This window comes from Pseudomonas sp. TH31, from assembly GCF_016650815.1.
Lineage (GTDB): Bacteria > Pseudomonadota > Gammaproteobacteria > Pseudomonadales > Pseudomonadaceae > Aquipseudomonas.
The window spans coordinates 75,825-98,048 of sequence record NZ_JAEKEZ010000030.1 but is presented as its reverse complement, the minus strand read 5'-3'; the positions used below and the strand labels follow the sequence as shown (position 1 = coordinate 98,048).

Annotated in this window: 19 protein-coding genes and 2 pseudogenes; 12 read left to right on the top strand and 9 right to left on the bottom strand. The window is 59.4% G+C overall.

Annotated elements, in window-relative coordinates:
• Positions 1-92 precede the first annotated feature (92 nt).
• Positions 93-1,013: a choline ABC transporter substrate-binding protein gene (gene choX, locus JFV26_RS24375; protein WP_201196014.1), complete on the bottom strand. Its 921-nt coding sequence runs from the start codon at positions 1,011-1,013 to the stop codon at positions 93-95.
• A 16-nt stretch (positions 1,014-1,029) separates the two neighbouring features.
• On the bottom strand, positions 1,030-2,544 hold the full coding sequence (gene betC / locus JFV26_RS24370) for a choline-sulfatase (RefSeq protein ID WP_201196013.1): 1,515 nt from the start codon (positions 2,542-2,544) through the stop codon (positions 1,030-1,032).
• Between the two features lie 114 nt (positions 2,545-2,658).
• Between betC and JFV26_RS24365 the strand changes: the two genes are divergently transcribed.
• Complete coding sequence (locus JFV26_RS24365) at positions 2,659-3,609, top strand: choline sulfate utilization transcriptional regulator (RefSeq protein WP_201196011.1); 951 nt, start codon at positions 2,659-2,661, stop codon at positions 3,607-3,609.
• Between the two features lie 47 nt (positions 3,610-3,656).
• Here JFV26_RS24365 and JFV26_RS24360 read toward each other — a convergent pair whose 3' ends face one another.
• Positions 3,657-4,322, bottom strand: a complete 666-nt coding sequence (locus tag JFV26_RS24360) for an NAD(P)-dependent oxidoreductase (protein ID WP_201196009.1) — start codon at positions 4,320-4,322, stop codon at positions 3,657-3,659.
• 84 nt (positions 4,323-4,406) lie between these two features.
• Here JFV26_RS24360 and JFV26_RS24355 point away from each other — a divergent pair, with 84 nt between their 5' ends.
• The gene (locus JFV26_RS24355) at positions 4,407-4,733 is read left to right on the top strand and encodes a DOPA 4,5-dioxygenase family protein (protein WP_201196007.1); all 327 of its coding nucleotides are present in this window, start codon (positions 4,407-4,409) and stop codon (positions 4,731-4,733) included.
• On the opposite strand, the gene JFV26_RS24350 is transcribed toward JFV26_RS24355, so the two are convergent.
• Positions 4,734-5,135, bottom strand: coding sequence for a GFA family protein (locus JFV26_RS24350; protein ID WP_201196005.1), 402 nt, complete (start codon positions 5,133-5,135; stop codon positions 4,734-4,736). It abuts the gene before it with no gap.
• Positions 5,136-5,454: 319 nt separating this feature from the next.
• Between JFV26_RS24350 and JFV26_RS24345 the strand changes: the two genes are divergently transcribed.
• The 9 genes and pseudogenes from JFV26_RS24345 to JFV26_RS24305 all read left to right on the top strand — a co-directional run bounded on the left by JFV26_RS24345 (position 5,455) and on the right by JFV26_RS24305 (position 15,880).
• A complete protein-coding gene (locus JFV26_RS24345; protein ID WP_201196003.1) occupies positions 5,455-6,762 on the top strand; it encodes a CitMHS family transporter in 1,308 nt (435 codons plus the stop codon).
• Positions 6,763-6,832: 70 nt separating this feature from the next.
• Positions 6,833-7,600 (top strand): TerC family protein, encoded by a 768-nt coding sequence (locus JFV26_RS24340; RefSeq protein WP_201196001.1) that lies wholly within the window; start codon positions 6,833-6,835, stop codon positions 7,598-7,600.
• A gap of 362 nt (positions 7,601-7,962) precedes the next feature.
• A pseudogene (locus JFV26_RS24335) lies at positions 7,963-9,620 on the top strand (Na/Pi cotransporter family protein).
• A 99-nt stretch (positions 9,621-9,719) separates the two neighbouring features.
• Complete coding sequence (locus JFV26_RS24330) at positions 9,720-11,093, top strand: M16 family metallopeptidase (RefSeq protein WP_201195999.1); 1,374 nt, start codon at positions 9,720-9,722, stop codon at positions 11,091-11,093.
• A gap of 195 nt (positions 11,094-11,288) precedes the next feature.
• Positions 11,289-12,317, top strand: a complete 1,029-nt coding sequence (locus tag JFV26_RS24325; RefSeq protein WP_201195997.1) for a DUF5924 family protein — start codon at positions 11,289-11,291, stop codon at positions 12,315-12,317.
• A gap of 54 nt (positions 12,318-12,371) precedes the next feature.
• On the top strand, positions 12,372-13,520 hold the full coding sequence (locus JFV26_RS24320; protein ID WP_201195995.1) for an ABC transporter permease: 1,149 nt from the start codon (positions 12,372-12,374) through the stop codon (positions 13,518-13,520).
• Positions 13,517-14,320, top strand: a complete 804-nt coding sequence (locus tag JFV26_RS24315) for an ATP-binding cassette domain-containing protein (protein WP_201195994.1) — start codon at positions 13,517-13,519, stop codon at positions 14,318-14,320. Before JFV26_RS24320 ends, JFV26_RS24315 begins: the two co-directional genes overlap by 4 nt.
• A 1-nt stretch (position 14,321) precedes the next feature.
• Positions 14,322-15,260, top strand: a complete 939-nt coding sequence (locus tag JFV26_RS24310; RefSeq protein WP_201195993.1) for an MlaD family protein — start codon at positions 14,322-14,324, stop codon at positions 15,258-15,260.
• The gene (locus JFV26_RS24305; protein WP_201195992.1) at positions 15,257-15,880 is read left to right on the top strand and encodes an ABC-type transport auxiliary lipoprotein family protein; all 624 of its coding nucleotides are present in this window, start codon (positions 15,257-15,259) and stop codon (positions 15,878-15,880) included. Before JFV26_RS24310 ends, JFV26_RS24305 begins: the two co-directional genes overlap by 4 nt.
• 63 nt (positions 15,881-15,943) lie before the next feature.
• Here the strand turns inward: JFV26_RS24305 and JFV26_RS24300 are convergent, their stop codons facing one another.
• From JFV26_RS24300 to JFV26_RS24280, 5 genes are all read right to left on the bottom strand, one after another.
• The gene (locus tag JFV26_RS24300) at positions 15,944-17,173 is read right to left on the bottom strand and encodes a nucleoside recognition domain-containing protein (protein ID WP_201195991.1); all 1,230 of its coding nucleotides are present in this window, start codon (positions 17,171-17,173) and stop codon (positions 15,944-15,946) included.
• A gap of 213 nt (positions 17,174-17,386) precedes the next feature.
• The gene (gltP, locus tag JFV26_RS24295) at positions 17,387-18,718 is read right to left on the bottom strand and encodes a glutamate/aspartate:proton symporter GltP (protein ID WP_201195990.1); all 1,332 of its coding nucleotides are present in this window, start codon (positions 18,716-18,718) and stop codon (positions 17,387-17,389) included.
• Positions 18,719-19,416: 698 nt separating this feature from the next.
• Positions 19,417-19,884: an inhibitor of vertebrate lysozyme family protein gene (locus JFV26_RS24290; RefSeq protein ID WP_201195989.1), complete on the bottom strand. Its 468-nt coding sequence runs from the start codon at positions 19,882-19,884 to the stop codon at positions 19,417-19,419.
• A gap of 2 nt (positions 19,885-19,886) precedes the next feature.
• On the bottom strand, positions 19,887-20,051 hold the full coding sequence (locus JFV26_RS24285) for a DUF1328 domain-containing protein (protein WP_008002172.1): 165 nt from the start codon (positions 20,049-20,051) through the stop codon (positions 19,887-19,889).
• 96 nt (positions 20,052-20,147) lie between these two features.
• Positions 20,148-20,435, bottom strand: a complete 288-nt coding sequence (locus JFV26_RS24280; RefSeq protein ID WP_201195988.1) for a hypothetical protein — start codon at positions 20,433-20,435, stop codon at positions 20,148-20,150.
• 439 nt (positions 20,436-20,874) lie between these two features.
• Between JFV26_RS24280 and algB the strand changes: the two are divergent.
• A pseudogene (gene algB / locus JFV26_RS24275) lies at positions 20,875-22,220 on the top strand (sigma-54-dependent response regulator transcription factor AlgB).
• Positions 22,221-22,224 lie beyond the last annotated feature (4 nt).

Below are 22,224 nucleotides of genomic sequence, written 5' to 3'. Positions count from 1 at the left end.
AGCGAGGCTTGCCCGCGAAGAACGCTAACGCGGTTCTTCAGAAAAACCGCGCCGAGACCTTCGCGGGCAAGCCTCGCTCCTACAGGTTCGGGTTAGAGCCTGGCTTTGACTGCCGGCAATGCATCCTGCCCATCCACGGTCTTCACCCCGTCCAGCCATTTATCCAGCACCGCCGGGTTGGCCTTGATCCACGCCTTCACCGCATCAGCATTGCTAACCTTCTTGTTCACCACCTCGGCCATGATGCTGTTTTCCATTTCCTGGGTGAAACTCAGGTTGGTCAGCAACTTGCCAACGTTCGGGCAGGCCTGTGCATAACCTTTGCGGGTCAGTGTATAAACCGCGCCGGTGTCGCCGAAGTACTTCTCGCCGCCCTTCAGGTAATGCATTTTCAGCTGCACGTTCATCGGGTGCGGGGTCCAGCCGAGGAAGGTCACGAATTTCTGTTTCTTCACCGCGCGGGAGACTTCGGCCAGCATCGCCTGCTCGCTGGACTCAATCAGTTTCCATTGGCCCAGTTCGAAGTCGTTTTTCTTGATGATGTCCTGCAGCGAAATGTTCGCCGGGGCGCCGGAGCCGATGCCGTAGATTTTCTTGTCGAACTTATCTGCATATTTGTTCAAGTCGGCAAAGTTATGCACACCCGCGTCCCACACATAATCCGGCACGGCCAGTGTGAACTCGGTGCCGTCGAGATTCTTCGCCAATTGAGTCACGTCGCCGGTGGCGACGAATTTGTCATAGAAGCCCTGCTGCGCCGGCATCCAATTACCCAAAAACACGTCGACCTGACCATCCTTCAGCCCGCCAAAGGTGATCGGCACCGCCAGGGTGTCGACCTTGGCCTTGTAGCCCATGCCGTCCAGCAGAAACCCGGTGATGGCGTTGGTCGCGGCGATGTCGCTCCAGCCAGGGTCGGCCATTTTCACCGTTTCGCAGCTTTGATCGGCGTAAACCGATGCACTGCCCAGAGCCAGAAGCCCGACCGTCAGTACTGTGGATAACCTTTGCATGGACTTCCCCTTCACATTATTGGTTTTGGCAGGGTTGTGGATAACGTGCTTTGCGCTCCAGATCATCGAGGTCGATGTGGTTGCGCATGTACTGCTGACTGGCGTCCACCAGCGGCTGGTGATCCCAGCTCTTCAGCTTGCCGATAGTCAGGGCGTCGGCGACGAAACGCCGGCGCCGCTGACTGGCGAGCACCTGTTGGTGAATCGCGGGAATGTCCCATTTGGCCCGCGCTTGGGCGAGAAAATCGTCGAACAGCGGCCGATGTTGCGGGGACTGGCTGAGTTCTTCCTGTTCTCGCGGGTCGTTATGTACGTCGAAGAGTAGGCAAGGGTCATCTTCGCTGTAGATGAATTTGTAGGCGCCGCGCCGAATCATCATCAACGGGCTGATGGTGCCTTCGGCCATGTATTCGCCGAACACTTCGTCGTGACCGCCCTGCCCTTGCAGGTGCGACACCAGCGAGCGACCGTCCAGCGGCAATCCTGGTTCCAGGGAACCGCCAGCCAGTTCGACAAAGGTCGGCAGCAGATCCGCGGTGGAGACGGCTGCGCTGACCCGGCCCGCCCCGAATTGCCCCGGCGCACTGATCAGCAGGGGGACGCGGGCGGCCATTTCAAACCAGTGCATTTTGTACCAGAGCCCACGCTCGCCGAGCATGTCGCCGTGGTCGCCGGAGAAAACGATGATGGTGTCGTCGATCAGCCCGGTTTCCTCGAGTGTTTGCAGGAGTTTGCCGACGTTGCTGTCGATATAGCTGCATGCACCGAAGTACGCCCGGCGCGCATCGCGAATCTTATCCACAGGCAGCGGCTTGTCCCACAGGTCGTAAACCTTGAGCAAACGTTGGGAGTGTGGATCGAGTGCAGTCTGTGCCGGTGTCTCGGGCAACGGAATGTCGGCATCGTCATACATATCCCAAAAAGCCTTGGGAATCGTGTACGGGTCATGTGGGTGAGTCATCGAGACGGTCAGGCAGAACGGCTGATCGCCATCCTCGCGAATGTGATCGAACAGATATTGCTGGGCCTTGAATACCACTTCTTCGTCGAAATCCAGCTGATTGGTCCGCACACAGGGCCCTGCCTGTAGCACCGACGACATGTTGTGATACCAGCTCGGACGTACATCCGGTTCGTCCCAGTTCACTGACCAGCCGTAGTCGGCCGGGTAGATGTCACTGGTCAGGCGTTCTTCATAGCCGTGGAGTTGGTCCGGGCCGCAGAAGTGCATCTTGCCCGACAGCGCGGTGCGGTAGCCGAGGCGACGCAGGTAGTGGGCATAGGTCGGCACGTCGGCTGGGAAATCGGCCGCGTTGTCGTAGGCGCCGATCTTGCTCGGCAACTGACCGCTGACCAGGGTAAAACGCGACGGCGCGCAGAGTGGGCTGTTGCAATACGCGGCGTCGAACACCACGCCTTCGGCGGCCAGGCGGCTGAGATTCGGGAGTTTGATCGGCGAAGGGCCGTAGAACGGCAACATTGGCGCGGCCATCTGATCGGCCATGATGAAAAGAATATTCTTGCGCTTCATGTGATCGCGGCATTCCATAGTGAATATTTATGCGAGAGTGCTGCGATCGAGCATGTAGCCCATGCCTTTTGCGGTAAAGCCCATGTACGGCAATGACTAGGATAAGCACTGCTTATGTATGACGCCCTTGGTGATTTGTCTCTCGACTTGCTGCGTGCCTTCGAGGCGGCGGCGCGTCAACGCAGCTTTACCGCCGCAGCGGTGGAGCTTGGTACCACGCAACCGGCGATCAGCCAGCAGATCAAACGGCTGGAAGAACAGCTCGGGACACGGCTGTTTGATCGCATCTATCGAGGTATCGAGCTGACTGAGGCGGGGGCGATTCTTTTCGAGCAAGTTCAGCTCGGTTTACAGAATATCGACGCCGGATTGACTGCGATCAGCACACAGCAGTCCCACGAAGTGCTGCAAGTCGCCACCGACTTCGCCTTCGCCGCGTATTGGTTGATGCCACGCCTGCACCGGTTTCACGAAGCCAATCCCCAGGTCGATGTCAGCCTGGTCACCAGCGAACGCAATCACAACATGTTGCGTACCGATATCGACGTGGCGGTGCTGTTCGGCGACGGGCGCTTCAAGCAAGGCGAAAGCCATTGGCTGTTCAGCGAAGAAGTGTTTCCGGTGTGCAGTCCGCTATTGTTGAAGGATCGCGTCCTGCCCTTGCCGGTCCAGTCATTGCTGGAGTTTCCCCTGCTGCATTTACGTGGTGAAAACAGCAGCAACTGGTTCGACTGGAGCGGAGTATTCCGGGAGCTGGGGATCACCTCGGCGCCGGTGCCGGGGCAACTGCGTTTCGACAATTACACGTTGTTGATTCAGGCGGCGATTGGTGGCCAGGGCGTGGCCATTGGTTGGCGGCACCTTGTGGATAACTTGTTGGCTCAGGGTTTGTTGTGTCGGCCGATTGCCGACACGGTGATTTCACGGCTGGGTTATTACGTTGTCTTGCCTCAGCGCAAACGTCGTGGCGTGTTGATCAAACAGTTTGTGGACTGGTTGATGGCAGAGCAGGCCAGCAGTGCGCAGTCGTTGACTGGTTTGCCGTTACCGTCGATTGCGGTGTGACGGGCGAAAAGATCGCACCTGTAGGAGCTGCCGAAGGCTGCGATCTTTTACGGCCCCGAAGCCGCCACAAAACTCACATGCTCACCGACATGCAGGTTCAACCGCAGCTCATCAGCGATCCCGACCGCCACACGATTTAGCCGTCGCAATGGCTCGGCCAGACCCGGCTCAAGGCTGCTGCTGACCTGGCTGAAATGCTCGATGGTCAGCCCGGCCACCCCGTGCGGCACATCCACCAACGTCCAGTGCAGACCGCTGCCTTGCAGGGCTTCGAGGATTTCTTCGGCGGCATGGCGCTGAAGGTCATCGTCCACCTCCGGCTCGTCCAATTCCTCAAAATGCCCCACCACAAACAACCGGCCAATGCTGGCGGCTTGCATACCGTCGATCAATGCATCCACTGCCAGCACCTGCTCGACCGGTCCCGGTACGATGGTTTTCTCCACGTGTTCGCTGCTGATCGGCAGCCCTGGTGCGTCTAGTAGACAGATCACCACCGAACAACCGGCCACGCTTTGTTTCACGCGTTCGGCGTCGAACAGGTCGCCATTCTTGGTGCGCAGTCCGGGTCGAGGCGCCAGCGCCGTCAGGTCATCGAGAATCGCGATCACTTCATGCTGGCGCCGCAGCATTTCAGCCATCAGCGCACTGCCCAGGCTACTCATGGCACCATAGAGCACCACTTTCACCACCGGGGTTTCGGCATTTTTCATGGCTGAGTTCCTTGTTTCCCACGTATATGACGTGTGACCTGTAGGAAACAGTGAGGGTTCGACCGGGTTTTTGGAGAGGTTCAGATGCAAACCATCACGGGCTACCACGCCCACGTTTATTTCGACGCCAGCACTATCGATCAGGCACGAGCCTTGTGTGAGCAGGCGGCGCAGTTGTTCCCGTTGAAGATGGGCCGCGTGCACGAGCGCCCGGTGGGTCCGCACCCGGACTGGAGCTGCCAACTGGCGTTCGGCCCGCAGCTTATCGGCGATGTGCTGCCGTGGTTGGCGCTCAATCGCAACGGCTTGGTGGTGTTCTTGCACCCGGACACCGGCGATGACTTGCTCGATCATACGGAGCACGCAGTCTGGATGGGTGCCATCCGTCCATTGGACCTGTCTATTTTCTGATCAGATCGTTTCTTCTGCTTCGACGGGCAAATGCTCGTCCAGGTGCAGCCAGGGCAAGCGGCTGTCGGTCCAGATGTGCCGGTCGGCTGGAGCCAGCTCTGGATGATCGAGGGTAGCGATGGTCAGGTCGATGCTCTCGGGGCTGAGCAACGTCACCAGCGCCACCTGCGCCCCACAGGTCGGGCAGAAATACCGCGCGCAGCTTTCGGAAGAGTCGTACCGCGCCGGTGTCCCGGCCAGCCATTCAAAGGCTGAGGCGGGCGCAGTGATCCAGGTGGTCACAATACCGCCGCTGACTCGTCGACAAATCGAACAGTGGCAGTGGGCGATGTCGTGCAATGGTCCGCGAAATTGATAGCGCAGATGGCCGCAATGGCAGCCGCCGGTATGAATGTCGTCCATGTTTTTACCTACTGTGCAGTGTTTACTGAGGTTAAGCCTATCCGACGACCGGTTACCCATCCGGACAATGCTTTCGGCCGCGAAAGCTGGCTGAAAGCTTTCCCCATTAGGATCGGCCCCCACTACCGGCAAGAGACCGGTTGGCCGCGCGTGTGTTTTATCGCTCGCGTGGCCCAATTAACAACAACAATGGTGATTCTGATGTCCTTTACTACCCGCCCCTTCGCTGCAACTCCGCCCGTACGCCTCGTGCTTCCCGTTCTGCGCTGACCCATCCGGTTCGCCCATTCCCTAGCCGCGCTACGCCTGGAGTATTCCCATGCTGACTTTCCTTGGCTTTGCCATGGTCATCACGTTCATGTTCCTGATCATGACCAAGCGCCTGTCCGCGCTGATCGCCCTGATCATTATTCCGATCATCTTCGCCCTGTTCGGTGGTTTTGCACCGAAAATCGGCCCGATGATGCTCGAAGGCATCACCAAGCTTGCGCCGACCGGCGTAATGCTGATGTTCGCCATTCTGTACTTCGCCCTGATGATCGACTCCGGCCTGTTTGACCCGGCCGTGCGCAAGATCCTCAAACTGGTCAAGGGCGACCCGTTGAAAGTTTCGGTCGGCACCGCCGTTCTGGCGCTCGTTGTTTCCCTCGATGGTGACGGCGCGACCACTTATATGATTTGCGTGGCCGCCATGCTGCCGCTCTACAGCCGCATCGGCATGAGCCCGCGCATCATGGCTGGCCTGATCATCCTCGCCGGCGGCGTGATGAACATGACTCCTTGGGGCGGCCCGACCGCCCGTGCCGCGAGTGCGCTGCATGTGGACCCGTCCGACATCTTCGTGCCAATGATTCCGGCGATGCTGGCCGGTGTGGTGGCGATCCTGGCGATTGCTTACTTCTACGGTAAACGCGAGCGTGCTCGCCTGGGTGAGCTGCACCTGGCCGGCGATGAAGTGGACCACAGCGAAATCAGCGTTTCCCAGTACCCGGACGCCCGTCGTCCGAAGCTGATCTGGTTCAACGGCGCACTGACCGTTGCCCTGATGTGCACCCTGATCGCTGGCCTGTTGCCGCTGCCGGTGCTGTTCATGGTGGCGTTCAGTATCGCGATGATCGTCAACTACCCGTGCCTGCAACAACAGAAGGACCGCGTTGCGGCTCACGCCGGCAGCGTGCTGGCGGTGGTCGGTCTGATTTTTGCCGCGGGTATCTTCACTGGTATTTTGACCGGAACCGGCATGGTCGATGCCATGTCGAAAAGTCTGTTGGCGGTGATCCCGGATTTCCTCGGCCCGTACCTGGCGGTGATCACGGCGCTGGTGAGCATGCCGTTCACGTTCTTCATGTCGAACGACGCATTTTATTACGGCGTGTTGCCGGTGTTGGCCGAAGCCGCCAGTCATTACGGCATCACCGCGGTGGAAATGGCACGTGCCTCGATCGTTGGTCAGCCCGTCCACTTGCTCAGCCCACTGGTACCGTCTACCTATTTGCTGGTAGCACTGGCCGGGATCGAGTTCGGTGACCATCAACGCTTTACCCTGAAGTGGGCAGTACTGGTCTGCCTGTGCATACTGGTCGCCGCCTTGCTGTTGGGGACTTTCCCGCTGTTCAGCACTTTGTAACGGCATCAACTCACCATGCCGCCAGCTCACTGCTGGCGTCGTGGTTTAACACTCGCTCAAAGGAATACACATGGAATGGCTGACCAACCCTGAAATCTGGGTTGCCTTCTTCACCCTGACTGCCCTGGAGATCGTCCTGGGCATCGACAACATCATCATGATCTCGATCCTGGTCAGCCGCATGCCCAAGCACATGCAGGCGCGCACCCGGATCTTCGGTCTGGCCCTGGCCATGATCACGCGGATCCTGTTGCTGCTGTCGATCACGTGGGTCATGCGCCTCACTGCGGACCTGTTCGAAGTGTTCGGCCAGGGTATTTCCGGGCGAGACCTGATCCTGTTCTTCGGTGGTCTGTTCCTGCTGTGGAAGAGCTCGCAAGAGATGTACCACGCGCTGGAAGGTGAGGATGAAACCGGCGACGAGCCTTCGGGCAAGGGTGGCAACTTCCTTTACACCATCATCCAGATCGCGATCATCGACATCGTGTTCTCGCTGGACTCGGTGATCACCGCGGTCGGCATGGTCTCCCACGTGCCGGTCATGGTTGCGGCGATCATCGTGGCGGTGCTGGTGATGATGCTGGCGGCTGGCAAGATCAGTGAATTCATCGACAAGCACCCGTCGCTGAAGATGCTGGCGCTGGCGTTCCTGCTGGTGGTCGGCACCGTGCTGATTGCCGAGGCCTTTGGCGTACACGTGCCAAAAGGCTACGTCTACTTCGCCATGGCGTTCTCGCTGGCGGTAGAAGCGATCAACATCAAGCTGCGCACCGCGATTGCGAAAAAGAAGAAACAGCAAGACCCGGTGAAACTGCGCAAGGATGTTCCGGGGCAGTAATCAGGCTGCACAGGCTAACCCCTGTAGCAGCTGGCGTAGCCTGCGTTCGGCTGCGTAGCAGTCGTAAAACCAGCGCACGCGGTGTATCAGAAGAACTGCGGTGTAAGGTTGACGACGGCTTCGCCGCCGAACGCAGCCTTCGGCAGCTGCTACAGTGGGCCGTATCGCAAAGGGGTCTTCGGACCCCTTTTTCACATCTGCATCAAACTGTTTTCATGACAGTTTTATTTCAATCAACACTTTAGCTATGCGATGCTGGCGCCCGGACCGTTAGCCAACTACAGCTTAAGTACAGAACGTAGAACGTCGCGCGGTATCGTCAACTTGCCCCTTTGGGGCGCTACCACCACAGGGGGCCCAGCATGCTGACCCTGCTCAATTTGCTATCTGCCGTGACCTTGCTGATCTGGGGCACGCACATCGTCCGAACCGGCATCCTGCGGGTCTACGGTTCCAACTTGCGCCATGTGATTGGCCAGAACATGTCCAAGCGCGGGCTCGCGTTTGTCGCCGGCATTGTCGTGACCGCCATGGTCCAGAGCAGTAACGCCACGGCCATGCTCGTCACCTCCTTCGTCGGTCAGGGCTTGATGGCGCTGACCCCGGCCCTGGCGACCATGCTCGGGGCCGACGTCGGTACGGCGCTGATGGCGCGGGTGCTGACGTTTGACCTGTCGTGGCTGTCGCCGCTGCTGATCTTCCTCGGGGTGATTTTCTTCCTGTCACGCAAACAGACCCGGGTCGGGCAGATGGGCCGGGTAGCCATCGGCCTGGGGCTGATCATCCTCGCGCTGCAACTGATCGTCGAAGCCGCCGCACCGATCACCCACGCGCAAGGGGTGAAGGTGATTTTCGCGTCCCTGACCGGCGATATCCTGCTCGATGCCCTGATTGGCGCGCTGTTCGCGATGATTTCCTACTCCAGCCTGGCGGCCGTGCTGCTGACCGCGACACTGGCCGGTGCCGGCGTTATCAGCCTGCCGGTGGCCATCGGCCTGGTGATCGGCGCCAACATCGGCAGCGGTGTGCTGGCTTTCATGAGCACCAGCATGCAGAACGCTGCCGGTCGCCAAGTCGCGCTGGGCAGTCTGTTGTACAAACTGATCGGCCTGCTGTTGATCATCCCGGTGCTCGACCCGCTGGTGCACTGGATCGACAGCCTCGATTACAGCCCTCAGGAAATGGTCATCGGCTTCCACCTGCTCTACAACACCACGCGTTGCCTGATCCTGTTGCCCAGCGTCGGGCCGATGGCCAGGGTCTGCGCCTGGCTGTTGCCGGAGCGGCCGGAACTCAACGGCATGGCCAAGCCCCGGCACCTGGACCCGACTGCACTGGTGACCCCAAGCCTGGCACTGGCCAACGCTGCCCGGGAAACCCTGCGCATCGGCGACCTGATCGACAACATGCTTGAAGCCATGCTCGACGTGCTGCACGGCAAGCAAACCGCCGTCACTCAGGAAATGCGCCGCCTGACCGATGATGTCGAAGCGCTCTACAGCGCGATCAAACTCTATCTGGCGCAGATGCCCGGGAAGACCTCAGCGATCAGGACAGCCGGCGCTGGGCGGAAATCATTGAGCTGGCGATCAACCTGAAACTCGCCAGCGACCTGATCGAACGCATGCTGCGCAAGGTCCAGCAGCAGAAGACCTCGCAGCGCCGATCCTTTTCCGAGGTCGGTCTGGAAGAGTTGGCGGGGCTGCACAGCCAACTGATTTCCAACCTGCGCCTGGGGTTGTCGGTGTTTCTCAGCAGCGATCCGCAAAGCGCCCGCCAGTTGCTGCGTGAGAAACGTCGTTTTCGCGCACAGGAACGCCGCCTGGCCCATGCTCATGTCAGCCGATTGCAACGTAAGATCGTGCAAAGTATCGAAACCAGTTCGCTGCACCTGGAGCTGATCGCCGACATGAAACGTTTGAATTCGCTGTTTTGCAGCAGCGCTTACGCGGTATTGGAAACGTCCGACACCGGTGCGCTGGAGTCGGAGGATTTGGCTGACATCACACATTCGCCTTGAACGTCTGGCAGTGTGGTCTGTCAGTAACAGTGGTCCTGGTCCGACGATGGCTGCCTGGAAAGCGACACGGATCTCCAATCAGCCGTATGGAAGCTCGTTATGCGTTGTCTGTTGTTCGCCTGTCTGTTGCTCGGTTCATTCCCTTCGTTCGCCCTGGATCGCTTTCAGGTCGAAGGCTACGCCCTGCCCAACGGCCTGCAATTGCTGCTCAAGCCGGGCACCGATCGTGGGCACGTGGCGATTCGGCTGGTGGTCGGCGTCGGCATCGATGACTTCAAATGCGACGACAAAGAGCTGCCCCACCTGCTCGAACACTTGCTGTTTAGCGGCATCGACGCCAGTGGCGAAGGCGGCCTGGAAGAACGCATGCAGGCTTTGGGCGGTGAATGGAACGCCTACACCAGCAACGCCGACACCACTTTCGTCATCGAAGCCCCGGCGAAAAACCAGCGCAAGGTCCTCGATCTATTGCTGGCCCTGCTGACTCAGACCCGAGTCGACGACAACGCCATCAACGCCGCCAAGCAAGTGGTCGAGCGCGAAGACGGTGGCCATTATTCGCATTTGCAGCGCTGGATGGACCGTCAGGACCTTGGCCACACCGCCAGCAATCAGTTGGCCGTGGAACTGGGCCTCAAATGCCCCGAGCGAGCCGAAGTCGATCACCTGACCCGCGAGCAACTGGAGAAGGTCCGCAAGGCCTGGTACGCCCCCAACAACATGACGTTGATCGTGGTCGGCGACCTCGACAAGTTGCTGCCGTCCTACCTGGAGCGGGCCTGGGGCGCGCTTGAGGCCATCGATCCCACCGACCATTTGCCGCTGCCGGAAATCAACGCCAGTGCTGCTCATGAGCGCAGCCTGATTCACGGTTTTGTCGGTGGCGGTGCGAAGTTGCACTGGCTGGTGCCGGAACCGGTGCTGGAAGACGTGCCCGATCAAACTTTCGACCTGCTCAAGGATTATCTGGACTGGGCGCTCTATCGCCAGATGCGCCTGGCCCACGGCTTGTCCTACGGCCCTTGGGCTGAGCGTGAGCTGTTCGGCAGCGTCGGCTTCATGAGCTTGAACGCGGACCTTGAGCGCGAGAACGTCGGCGAGGCCGAGCAAGTGCTGGAGGACATGAAAGCCGAGTTGCTCAAGAACGGCCTTGATGCCGAGACCTTCGAGCGCCTCAAACAAGCAGCCATTGTTCGTCAGGCCTGGGCCGTGCAAGGCAACAGCGCGCTGGCCGATTACTACTGGAGCGCCCTGGGGGATTACGAGGACGGACAATTCACCGACCCGGCCAAGGAACTGCAAGGTGTGACGCTGGAAGAAGCGAACAAGGCGATGCGCGAGTTGCTGCTGCAGCCGGGGTACTTTCGGATCGAGAAGCCGTTGATCAGTTATGACCAGTTGTTGTGGGCGCTGGGTGCGGTGTTCGGATTGTTGGTGCTGGGGTTGTTGGCTTGGCGTGTTCATCGCAAGTGATGCGGCGGTGGTTGAATTGTTAAAAGATCGCAGCCTTCGGCAGCTCCTACAGGTGCACGCTTCTCTGTAGGAGCTGCCGAAGGCTGCGATCTTTGGGGCCAACGAATCTAAAGGAAAACGGATGACGACTCTCGCCACACCGCCCCCGGCGGTACCCTGTCGGGGATTTTTCCTACGACCAGTGTGAACCGCCGAATGCCTACCCTGCCCCCTTTCGTCCAGCGCATCCTCGAACTGATGAAGCGCTATCCTGGGGTCATTGCGCTCGGTGGTTTTATCTCCGGGGTCGGCAGCTTCATACTGGTGGATCGCCAGCAAGGCCTGGCGACCTGGATTACCACCATCATGCTGGTCAGTTGGGTCTGGCTGATGCTGGAACACAGCCTCACCCGGTTGTTTACCCGCGTCTTCAAACGGGAAATCCCGCAGCCATTACTGCGTTACGCCACGCAGATGATCCACCAGGGAAGCCTGTTTTTTGTCCTGCCGTTTTTCTTCATCACCACCACCTGGAACAGCGGCCAACTGGTCTTCACCGGGTTGCTGGGCATTGCGGCGCTGATCTCCATCACCGACCCGCTGTACTACAAATGGCTGGCGCCACGTCGCTGGGCGTTCCTGGCGCTGCACACCCTGACGCTGTTCGCGGCCCTGCTGACCGCCCTGCCCGTCATCCTGCACCTGACGACGTCCCAGAGTTTCAAACTGGCGCTGGGCATCTCCGTGTTGTTGTCGTTCCCGAGCCTGGCGTCGATCTTCCCGATCCGCACCGTGCGCAACGCCTTGGCGATTCTGAGCGTCACGCTGGGCATCGGTGTGCTCGGTTGGGTGCTGCGTTCGTGGGTTCCACCGGCGACGCTGTGGATGACCGACGTGGCCATCAGCACGCAAATGCAGGACCGCACCCCTGGCGACAGCCTGGAACAAGTCAGCGCCGAGCAGATTCGCGGTGGCGGGCTCTACGCCTATACCGCGATCAACGCCCCGCGCGGACTGGATGAGCGGATCTATCACGTCTGGCAGTTCAACGGCCAGGAAGTCGACCGCATCGCGCTGGATATCCATGGCGGGCGCAAGGAAGGCTATCGGGCCTGGACCCACAAACAGAATTTCCCCGGCAACTCGGTAGGCGATTGGCAGGTCCGGGTGTTGACCGAAGATGGGCAGGTGATCGGCGTGTTGCGCTTCGAGGTCACGGACAGCACACCGGCCAAAGAAAAGTAATCCGGTTCGTGCTATTACGTAGATCTGCGTAACAGCCGAACAAGCACGGAGCTTATGACCAGCAGCACATTGCCCGGCAATGCCCAACTGGACACCACTCACACCCCTGCACAATTGCGGGTTACGGGTGACTGGACGCTCGCCCATTACGCTGACCTCAAGCGCCTGGGCGACAAGCTTCGCGGCCAGTACGACGACAGTACCCACATCGATCTCAACGGCCTTGGCGCCCTCGACACGGCGGGTGCTTCGCTGTTGGTGGAGCTGCTGGGTTCCGAGCGCCTGGGCCGATCGGCCGAACACCCCGAGTGCACCCTCTCCACCGCCGATCGTGCGTTGCTGCAAACTGTCTACCGCTCGCTGACCGATTTCTGCGTACCGCTCAAGGAACCGGAAATCAGCGTCGGCATTCAATTGCTGACGCGCATCGGTCGCGCTGTTGACACGATCTGGCAGGACACCCTGCAACTGCTGGGTTTCGTCGGCCTGATCCTCGAAACCATCGCCCGCAATTTGTTTCGCCCCCAACGCTGGCGCATCACGCCGATGGTCGCGCACATCGAGCAGACCGGCCTTGACGCCGCGCCTATCGTCGCCCTGCTGACCTTCCTGGTGGGCGCCGTGGTGGCGTTTCTCGGGGCGACGGTGCTGGCGAGTTTCGGCGCGAGCATCTTTACCGTGGACCTGGTGGCGTTCGCCTTCCTGCGCGAGTTCGGCGTGTTGCTGACCGCGATCTTGATGGCCGGGCGTACCGCCAGTGCGTTCACCGCCCAAATCGGCTCGATGAAGGCCAACGAAGAAATCGACGCGATCCGCACCCTCGGCCTCGACCCGATCGAGTTGCTGGTAGTCCCGCGCGTGCTGGCGCTGTTGGTGGCGCTGCCGATGCTGACTTTTCTGGCGATGATCTCCGGGATTATTGGCGGTGGCGTGGTCTGCGCGGTGTCGCTGGAGATTTCGCCGGCGATGTTCCTCTCGCTGCTGCAATCAGACATTGGCGTTCAGCATTTTCTGGTGGGGATTGTCAAAGCGCCGATTTTCGCGTTCCTGATCGCGGCCATTGGCTGCCTTGAAGGTTTCAAGGTCAGTGGCAGCGCCGAATCCGTTGGCGCCCACACCACGTCCAGCGTGGTTCAGTCGATTTTCGTGGTGATCGTGCTGGATGCCGTCGCCGCGTTGTTTTTCATGGAGATGGGCTGGTGAGTCGTCTACCCCGAGCGCCCTGCGAGGCGGTGATCGAAGTCCGTGGGCTATGCAATCGCTTCGGCAGCCAGAGCGTGCACGAGAACCTCGACCTGGATTTGTACAAAGGTGAAATCCTTGCGGTGGTTGGCGGCTCCGGCAGCGGCAAATCGGTGTTGCTGCGCAGCATTGTCGGTTTGCGTCGGCCCAGTGAAGGCGTGGTGAAAGTCTTCGGCAAAAACCTGCCGACGCTGTCGGAGCATGAGCGCTCGATGGTTGAACGGCGCTTCGGCGTGCTGTTCCAGAAAGGCGCGCTGTTCTCTTCGCTGACCGTGACCGAAAACGTCGCCCTGCCCCTGATCGAACACGCCGGCCTGAGCCGTGCCGACGCCGAACACCTGGCAGCGGTGAAACTGGCGCTGGCCGGGCTGCCGTTGTCGGCGGCGGACAAGTACCCCGCGTCCTTGTCCGGCGGCATGATCAAGCGTGCGGCACTGGCCCGGGCGCTGGCGCTGGACCCGGACATCCTGTTTCTCGACGAGCCCACCGCCGGCCTCGACCCGATTGGCGCGGCGGCTTTCGATCAGTTGATCCTGACCCTGCGCGATGCGTTGGGCTTGAGCGTGTTCCTGGTGACCCACGATTTGGACACGCTCTACACCATCACAGACCGGGTGGCGGTGCTGGCGCAGAAGAAAGTGCTGGTGGCGGATGCCATCGACAAAGTGTCGGAAACCGACGACGCCTGGATTCACGAATACTTCCACGGCCCCCGCGGCCGCGCGGCGCTGACCGTCGCTCAACAGCTTAACGAGGTCTGACATGGAAACCCGAGCCCATCATGTATTGATCGGCCTGTTCACCGTGATTGTGGTGGCGGGCGCCCTGCTCTTCGGTCTCTGGCTGGCCAAGTCCAGCGTCGACACCGAGTTCAAGGATTACGAAATCGTCTTCAACGAGGCGGTCAGCGGCCTGTCCAAGGGCAGCGCCGTGCAGTACAGCGGGATCAAGGTCGGCGACGTGGTGACCCTGCGCCTGGACCCGAAAGACCCGCGCCGGGTGCTGGCACGGATTCGTCTTGGCGGCGAGACACCAATCAAGGAAGACACCCAGGCCAAACTGGCGCTGACCGGGATCACCGGTACTTCGATCATCCAACTCAGTGGCGGCACACCGCAAAGTCCCAAGCTTCGGGGCAAGGACGGCGAGTTGCCGACGATTGTCGCGGCGCCCTCGCCCATCGCTCGCCTGCTGAACGACAGCAACGACTTGATGGCCGGCGTGAATACGCTGATGCACAACGCCAATCAGATGTTTTCGGCGCAAAACGTCGAGCGCATCAGCAACACCCTTGAGCATCTGGAGCAAACTACCGGGACAATTGCCGAGCAACGTGGCGACATCCGCCAGGCCATGCAGCAACTGGCCTCGATCGGCAAACAGGCCAGCGCCACCCTTGAGCAAACCACCGCGCTTATGCGCAACGCCAACGGCCTGCTCAATGATCAGGGCAAGCAGATGTTCGGCAGCGCCGGGCAGGCGATGAAGTCGCTGGAACAGAGCACCGCGACCATCAACAAATTGCTGACGACCAATCAGGATTCGCTCAACAGCGGTATGCAGGGCCTCAATGGCCTGGCCCCGGCGGTGCGTGAACTGCGCGACACCCTGAGTTCGCTGCGAGCCATTTCCCAGCGACTGGAAGCCAACCCCAGCGGTTACCTGCTGGGCAGCGACAAGAACAAGGAATTCACGCCATGAAGCTGACTCGACTCGCCCTCCTCGCCAGTTTTGCGCTGGTCAGCTCTTGCTCGATCCTGCCCAAGGCCGAGCCGTCCGATGTCTATCGCTTGCCTTCGGCTCAGAGCGCCGCAGCGGTCGGTCACGGCACGCCGCAACACTGGTCGCTACGCCTGACCAAACCACAGGCCAGCGAGGCACTGAACAGCCCGAAAATCGCCGTGATCCCGCAGGGCGACCTGATCAGCAGCTACAAAGCCTCGCGCTGGAGCGATCCGGCACCGGTGCTGCTGCGTAATCGGTTGCTGGATGGGTTTCAGCGCGATGGTCGGGTGTCGCTGTTGAGCACTGATGACAGTAATTTCCAGGCGGATCTGGAGCTCGGTGGGAGTCTGCAAGCATTCCAGACTGAGTACCAAGGCACTAACGCGAGCGTGGTCATACGGCTGGATGCATTGCTGGTGCGTGGATATGACCAGCGAATCCTCGCCAGCCGCCGCTTTGAAGTGCGTCAGCCGCTGAGCGATGTGAAGGTGCCGTCGGTGGTGGCCGGGTTTGGCCAGGCCAGCGACCAATTAACGGCGCAGGTGGTGGCTTGGGCAGTGGAACAAGGTCAGCAGCTGGCTCCTGTTAAACCTTGAAATAGCTCCTACATTAGTTGGGTGTACACCTGTAGGAGCTGCCGAAGGCTGCGATCTTTTGATTTACCCAAAGAACCAGTAACAAACCAGGATCGCGCCGACCACCCCGGCAAACTCCGCCAGCAACGCACAGCCCACTGCATGCCGCGCGCGCTGAATCCCCACCGCACCGAAGTACACCGCCAACACATAGAACGTGGTTTCGGTACTGCCCTGAATGGTTGCCGCCACCAACGCCGGGAAGCTGTCCACCCCGGAGGTTTTCATGGTTTCGATCAGCATCGCCCGGGCGGCGCTGCCGGAGAACGGTTTGACCATCGCCGTCGGCAACGCATCGACGAAGCGCGTGTCCCAACCGGCCCACGCCACCAAATGCCGAATCCCGTCCAGACCGAAGTCCAAGGCACCGGACGCTCGCAGCACGCCCACCGCACAGAGCATCGCCACCAGATACGGCAGCAGGTTCTTGGCCACGTCGAAGCCTTCTTTGGCGCCTTCGACGAACGCTTCGTAGACCTTCACTTTGCGCAACGCGCCAATGATCAGAAACAGCATGATCAGGCCGAACAGCGTCAGGTTGCCGAGGATCGATGACAGCCCGGCCAGCGCGGTCGCCGAGAGCGTCCCCAGCAGCGCCATGAAACCACCGAGGGCCAACACACCGGGAATCAGATAGGCGAGCACCACCGGGTCCCAGACGCGCAGGCGTTGCATGAATGCCACCGACAAAAAGCCGACGATGGTCGAGCAACTGGTGGCCAGCAGGATCGGCAGGAACACCAGCGTCGGGTCCGGCGCACCTTGCTGGGCGCGGTACATGAAGATCGTCACTGGCAGCAGGGTCAGGGACGAGGCGTTGAGCACCAGGAACAGGATTTGTGCGTTGCTGGCGACCGTGGCGCTGGGATTGAGCTCTTGCAGCGCTTTCATGGCCTTGAGGCCGATCGGCGTGGCGGCGTTGTCCAGGCCCAGGCCGTTGGCAGCGAAGTTGAGGGTGATCAGGCCGATGGCCGGGTGACCGGGCGGGACTTCCGGCATCAGCCGCAGGAACAGCGGGCCGAGGGCCTTGGCCAGCCAGTCGACGATCCCGGCTTTCTCGGCGATCCGCAGAAAGCCCAGCCACAGGGTCAAGGTGCCGAACAGCAGGACCATGACCTCCACGGACAGCTTGGCCATGGCGAAGATACTTTCCACCATCGCTGCGAAGATCCCGGCGTTGCCGCCGATCAGCCACTGCGCCAGCGCCGACACGGCTGCCACGATGAAGAAGCCAAGCCACAGGCCATTGAGCATCAGTTAAATCCCCCGAAGAATGCGGCGAATGATAGCGGGGTCGCCAGAAACGACAAACCCCGGATTTCTCCGGGGTTTGGTTTGACGAGCATTGATCGCACCTTTGGCCTGTAGGAGCGAGGCTTGCCCGCGAAGGCGACCTATCAATCAACGTAGATGTTGAATGTTCCGGCCTCTTCGCGGGCAAGCCTCGCTCCTACAGAAGCAGATGGATCAGTTCTTGGAAATTTCGCCAGCCGGCAGCTTTTCCTTGCTGCGCCAGTGCGGCAGGGAGTTCCAGTAGCGCTCGCCCTTGGCGTCGTCGTACATGCCTTCCCAGCGGGAGATAACCAGCACGGCCAGGGCATTGCCGATCACGTTCAGAGCGGTACGCGCCATGTCCATGATGCGGTCGACACCGGCGATGAACGCCAGGCCTTCCAGCGGAATGCCAACGCTGCCCAGGGTGGCCAGCAGCACCACGAAGGACACGCCCGGTACACCAGCGATGCCTTTGGAGGTGACCATCAGGGTCAGCACCAGCAGCAATTGCTGGCTGATCGACAGGTCGATGCCGTAGAGCTGGGCAATGAAGATGGCCGCGATGCTCTGGTACAGGGTCGAACCGTCGAGGTTGAATGAGTAACCGGTCGGCACCACGAAGCTGCAAATGGCTTTCGGCGCGCCGTAGGCTTCCATCTTCTCGATTACGCGCGGCAGCACGGTTTCGGAACTGGCGGTGGAGTAAGCCAGGACCAGTTCATCCTTGAAGATGCGCATCAGCTTGATCACCGAGAAGCCGAACAGGCGAGCAATCAGGCCCAGCACCACAAAGGCGAAGAAGGCAATGGCGAAGTAAACCAGCACCACCAGTTTGGCCAGTGGCAGCAAGGAAGCGAAGCCGAAGTTGGCCACGGTTACCGCGATTAAAGCGAAAACACCAATAGGGGCGTAGTTCATGATCATGTGAGTGACCTTGAACATGCTCTCGGACACGCCCTGGAACATCTTCACCAGCGGCTCGCGCAGGTCCGATTGCAGGCTCGACAGACCGAGACCGAACAACACGGAGAAGAAAATGATCGGCAGCATCTCGCCGCGGGCCATGGCCGCGAAGATGTTCGACGGGATCAGGTTGAGTATGGTTTCGATGAACGCATGTTCATGCTGAACCTCGGCGGCAGTCGCCTGGTACTTGGAAATATCCACAGTCCCCAGGGTGCTCATGTCGATGCCGGTGCCCGGATGGACCACGTTGGCCAGCACCAGACCGACCAGGATGGCGATGGTGGTGACGACTTCGAAGTAGAGGATGGTCTTCAGACCGATGCGTCCGAGTTTCTTCGCGTCGCCCACGCCGGCAATACCCACCACCAGCGAAGAGATCACGATAGGGATCACGATCATCTTGATCAGACGGATAAAGATATCGCCTGCAGGTTGCAGGACGTTGCTGATCCACCAGGCTTTTTCGGCACTGAAATGGTTGAGCAGCGCACCGATTGCAATCCCCAATACCAGACCGATGAGGATCTGCCAGGCGAGGCTAAGCTTTGCCTTCTTCATATCATTACCCTTACTTCAGTTTGACTCGGGAAGATGCGCGAACTGGAACGCTCAATGGCGGAAAAGTTTGTGCATCTGCCCCCGTATAAGGTGCCCCGAAGCGCGTATGTACGGCTCTTCGGCAGGCGAAAAAAGGCGCAACTATTCCGATGCAAGGAAGCGACGTCTAATGCCGTAAACGCCTACCCTATGCCGAATCGGCATGAGCTTTTTCAAATGAAACTGGCGTCCCAACCGGTTCGAATACGACATTTCGGCAGGTATAAGTGCAGTGAACCGGCCATTTCAGAGCAGATTAGTTGTTTTTTGTATCGGTGGATTACAGCCGAAATTTAAGAGAATTCCTGCGCTTACCGACGAAAACTCATTTCCCGAAAGTCGGAAGTTTCTCGATATACGGTCGTGAGGAGACACGGTGAAACGGTTTTGCGGGGAATATGCAGCAGAAGGGAATCAACGGAGTGCTCTAGATCAACGTTTTGCACGTTGAAGCGCTGCGCAAGTCCGTCGAGCCGCTCGGGGTCGGCGAACTTGCGTCGCAGCTTTTACCTGACCCGGCCCTTGCGCAGACACTCCATGTGCCCGTAGGTCACTCCGACCCTGTAACAGTCAGAACGTCCCGACCCCTTGGTCATGCGCCTGCCTTCCTCGGGTGGCGCACTGGAAAGAAGCGATGCTGCTCCTTTCATGTTACGAACTCAGTACCAGTTTGGATCTTTCTTGAGTTGTTCCATCAACAGGTCCTGCATGCCCTGGTTCGGCTTCCCCAGGAAGCGGTAGTCGGCATGTCGCGTGGGTGACTTGTCGGCGGGCAGTCCCGCAGGCACTTCGACCAGCATCGCGTAGGCGTCCTTCTTGTTGAAGCTGAATGCCACGATCAAGCGTTTGTTCAGGCACGTCTGCTGTGTTTCGCACAGTGGCCCGACCAGATACTTGCCGCCATCCTCTTCAACGGCATTCATTTGTTCGGAAGCACCGGACAGGTTCATCACCCATTCCGGCAGTCGTTCTTCCTTTTTAACGACTTTCGTCCAGGTTTCACGGTACTGCGGGTCCGAGTTCAACAACTCGTTGGCCCGCGCCTGACCGTCACTGTTGGCGGCCATCGCCATGGCACCACCGCCCAAAAGCAGGGCGGCTGCCAGTGCCTTGAACAAAACGCTCATGTTCAGCCTCGACCGCGACGGCCAAAGAAGAACGAAGCAACAAACATCACCAGGAACACGACAAAGAGAATCTTGGCGATACCCGTGGCGGTGCCCGCGATACCACCGAAGCCCAGTACTGCGGCGATGATGGCAATGATCAAGAATGTAATTGCCCAGCTCAACATGGTGATTCTCCTTACGCTTCTATTAGAGATGATGCTTTTTAGAGGTGATGCAAGTGGTGCTTATCCCGGCGTATCGATCACGCCAAGTTCGATTCTTTAGAACACCCAACGTTCCTGACGGGGCATCTCATCCACAGGCTGGGCCTGGTCGACGTCCATCATTCGCATCGGAGCGCTGTCAGCCGGGTTGTTGCTGACGGCGCTGAAGTGGGTTTGGGTGGCGTGTTCAATCGACACGCGTGGCGCCTCTGGCTGCTGGCTCTGTTCCCAGCGAACAAATTGCTGGCCGCCGATCAAGGTGATCAGAAGGGCGAGCACGGCAAACAAGCCCTGCTGGATGTGCAGTGGCGAGATGCGCAATTGGGCGGCACGTTGGCGATTCATCCTGAAACTCCTCCCACATTGGTGGTGATCTGGTTAAGGGCGTTCATTCCATAAATGCCCAGCGTTAACCAGACCGTTGCAGCCTGCATGCCAGCTTTTAGTATGAATAATATTGTTTAAAAACAATTACTTATTGTTGTGATGAAAATCCTTTCGGACGCATCCTGCACGATGGGCCCCCAAGGGTCGTGCGTAATGCACGATAGATTCACAGGAACTTTCAAGTTTTTTGAATTGAGAGGAGGGCGCGGATGTCAGACGTTCAAACAGGCAATCGCCGAAATGTCGGGATTTTGGTAAAAAAATAATTAAATCAATTAATTAGATTGGTTGTCAGTAGATAACTACCCGTCATGGCTGGAATGGACCAGAATCAACCATGCAACTTGCCCGATTTGTCCGGGACTAACCAAAATCATTCATTAAGGAGCGTAGGAAAATGGAATCAGCCACTGAGCACCAAGGCCGCATTCTGCTGGTAGACGACGAGTCCGCCATCCTGCGTACCTTCCGTTATTGCCTCGAAGACGAAGGCTATACCGTTGCCACCGCCAACAGCGCCGCCCAGGCCGATGCGCTATTGCAGCGTCAGGTGTTTGATCTGTGCTTCCTGGATTTGCGCCTGGGTGAGGATAACGGCCTCGATGTGCTGGCACAGATGCGCATTCAAGCGCCGTGGATGCGAGTTGTGATTGTCACCGCCCATTCTGCGGTCGATACCGCGGTAGATGCGATTCAGGCCGGCGCGGCCGACTACCTGGTCAAACCCTGCAGCCCGGATCAATTGCGCCTGGCCACCGCCAAGCAACTGGAAGTGCGCCAACTCTCTGCGCGCCTGGAAGCCCTCGAAGGCGAAGTGCGCAAAACCAAGGATGGCCTCGACTCCCATAGCCCAGCCATGAAGGTGGTGCTCGAGACCGCTCGCCAAGTGGCCGGCACCGACGCCAATATCCTGATTCTCGGCGAGTCCGGGACCGGTAAAGGTGAGCTGGCCCGGGCGATCCACGGCTGGAGCAAGCGCGAGAAAAATCCTGCGTCACCATCAACTGCCCGTCCCTGACCGCCGAACTGATGGAAAGCGAACTCTTCGGCCACAGTCGCGGCGCGTTTACCGGCGCCAGCGAAAGCACCCTGGGCCGCGTGAACCAGGCCGATGGCGGTACGCTGTTTCTCGACGAGATCGGCGATTTTCCGCTGACGTTGCAACCAAAGTTGCTCAGATTTATCCAGGATAAGGAATACGAGCGGGTCGGCGACCCGGTGACCCGACGCGCCGATGTGCGAATCCTCGCGGCCACTAATTTGAACCTTGAAGACATGGTCCGCGACGGTCGTTTCCGTGAAGATTTGCTCTATCGCCTGAATGTCATCACCTTGCACTTGCCTCCATTGCGTGAACGTAGCGAAGACATCCTGACCCTGGCTGATCGCTTTCTGGCCCGTTTCGTCAAGGAATACGCCCGTCCGGCTCGGGGTTTCAGTGATGAAGCCCGGGAAGCGCTGCTCAGCTATCGATGGCCGGGCAACATTCGCGAGCTGCGTAATGTGGTGGAGCGGGCGAGCATTATTTGTCCACAGGAGCGGGTCGAGATCAGCCACTTGGGCATGGCCGAGCAACCGGCCAATAATTCGCCGCGGGTTGGCGCCGCGCTGAGTCTGGATGAGCTGGAAAAAGCCCACATTGGCGCCGTACTGGCCACGGCTGGAACTCTGGACCAGGCGGCCAAAACGCTGGGCATCGATGCTTCGACCCTGTACCGCAAACGCAAGCAGTACAACCTGTGAGCGG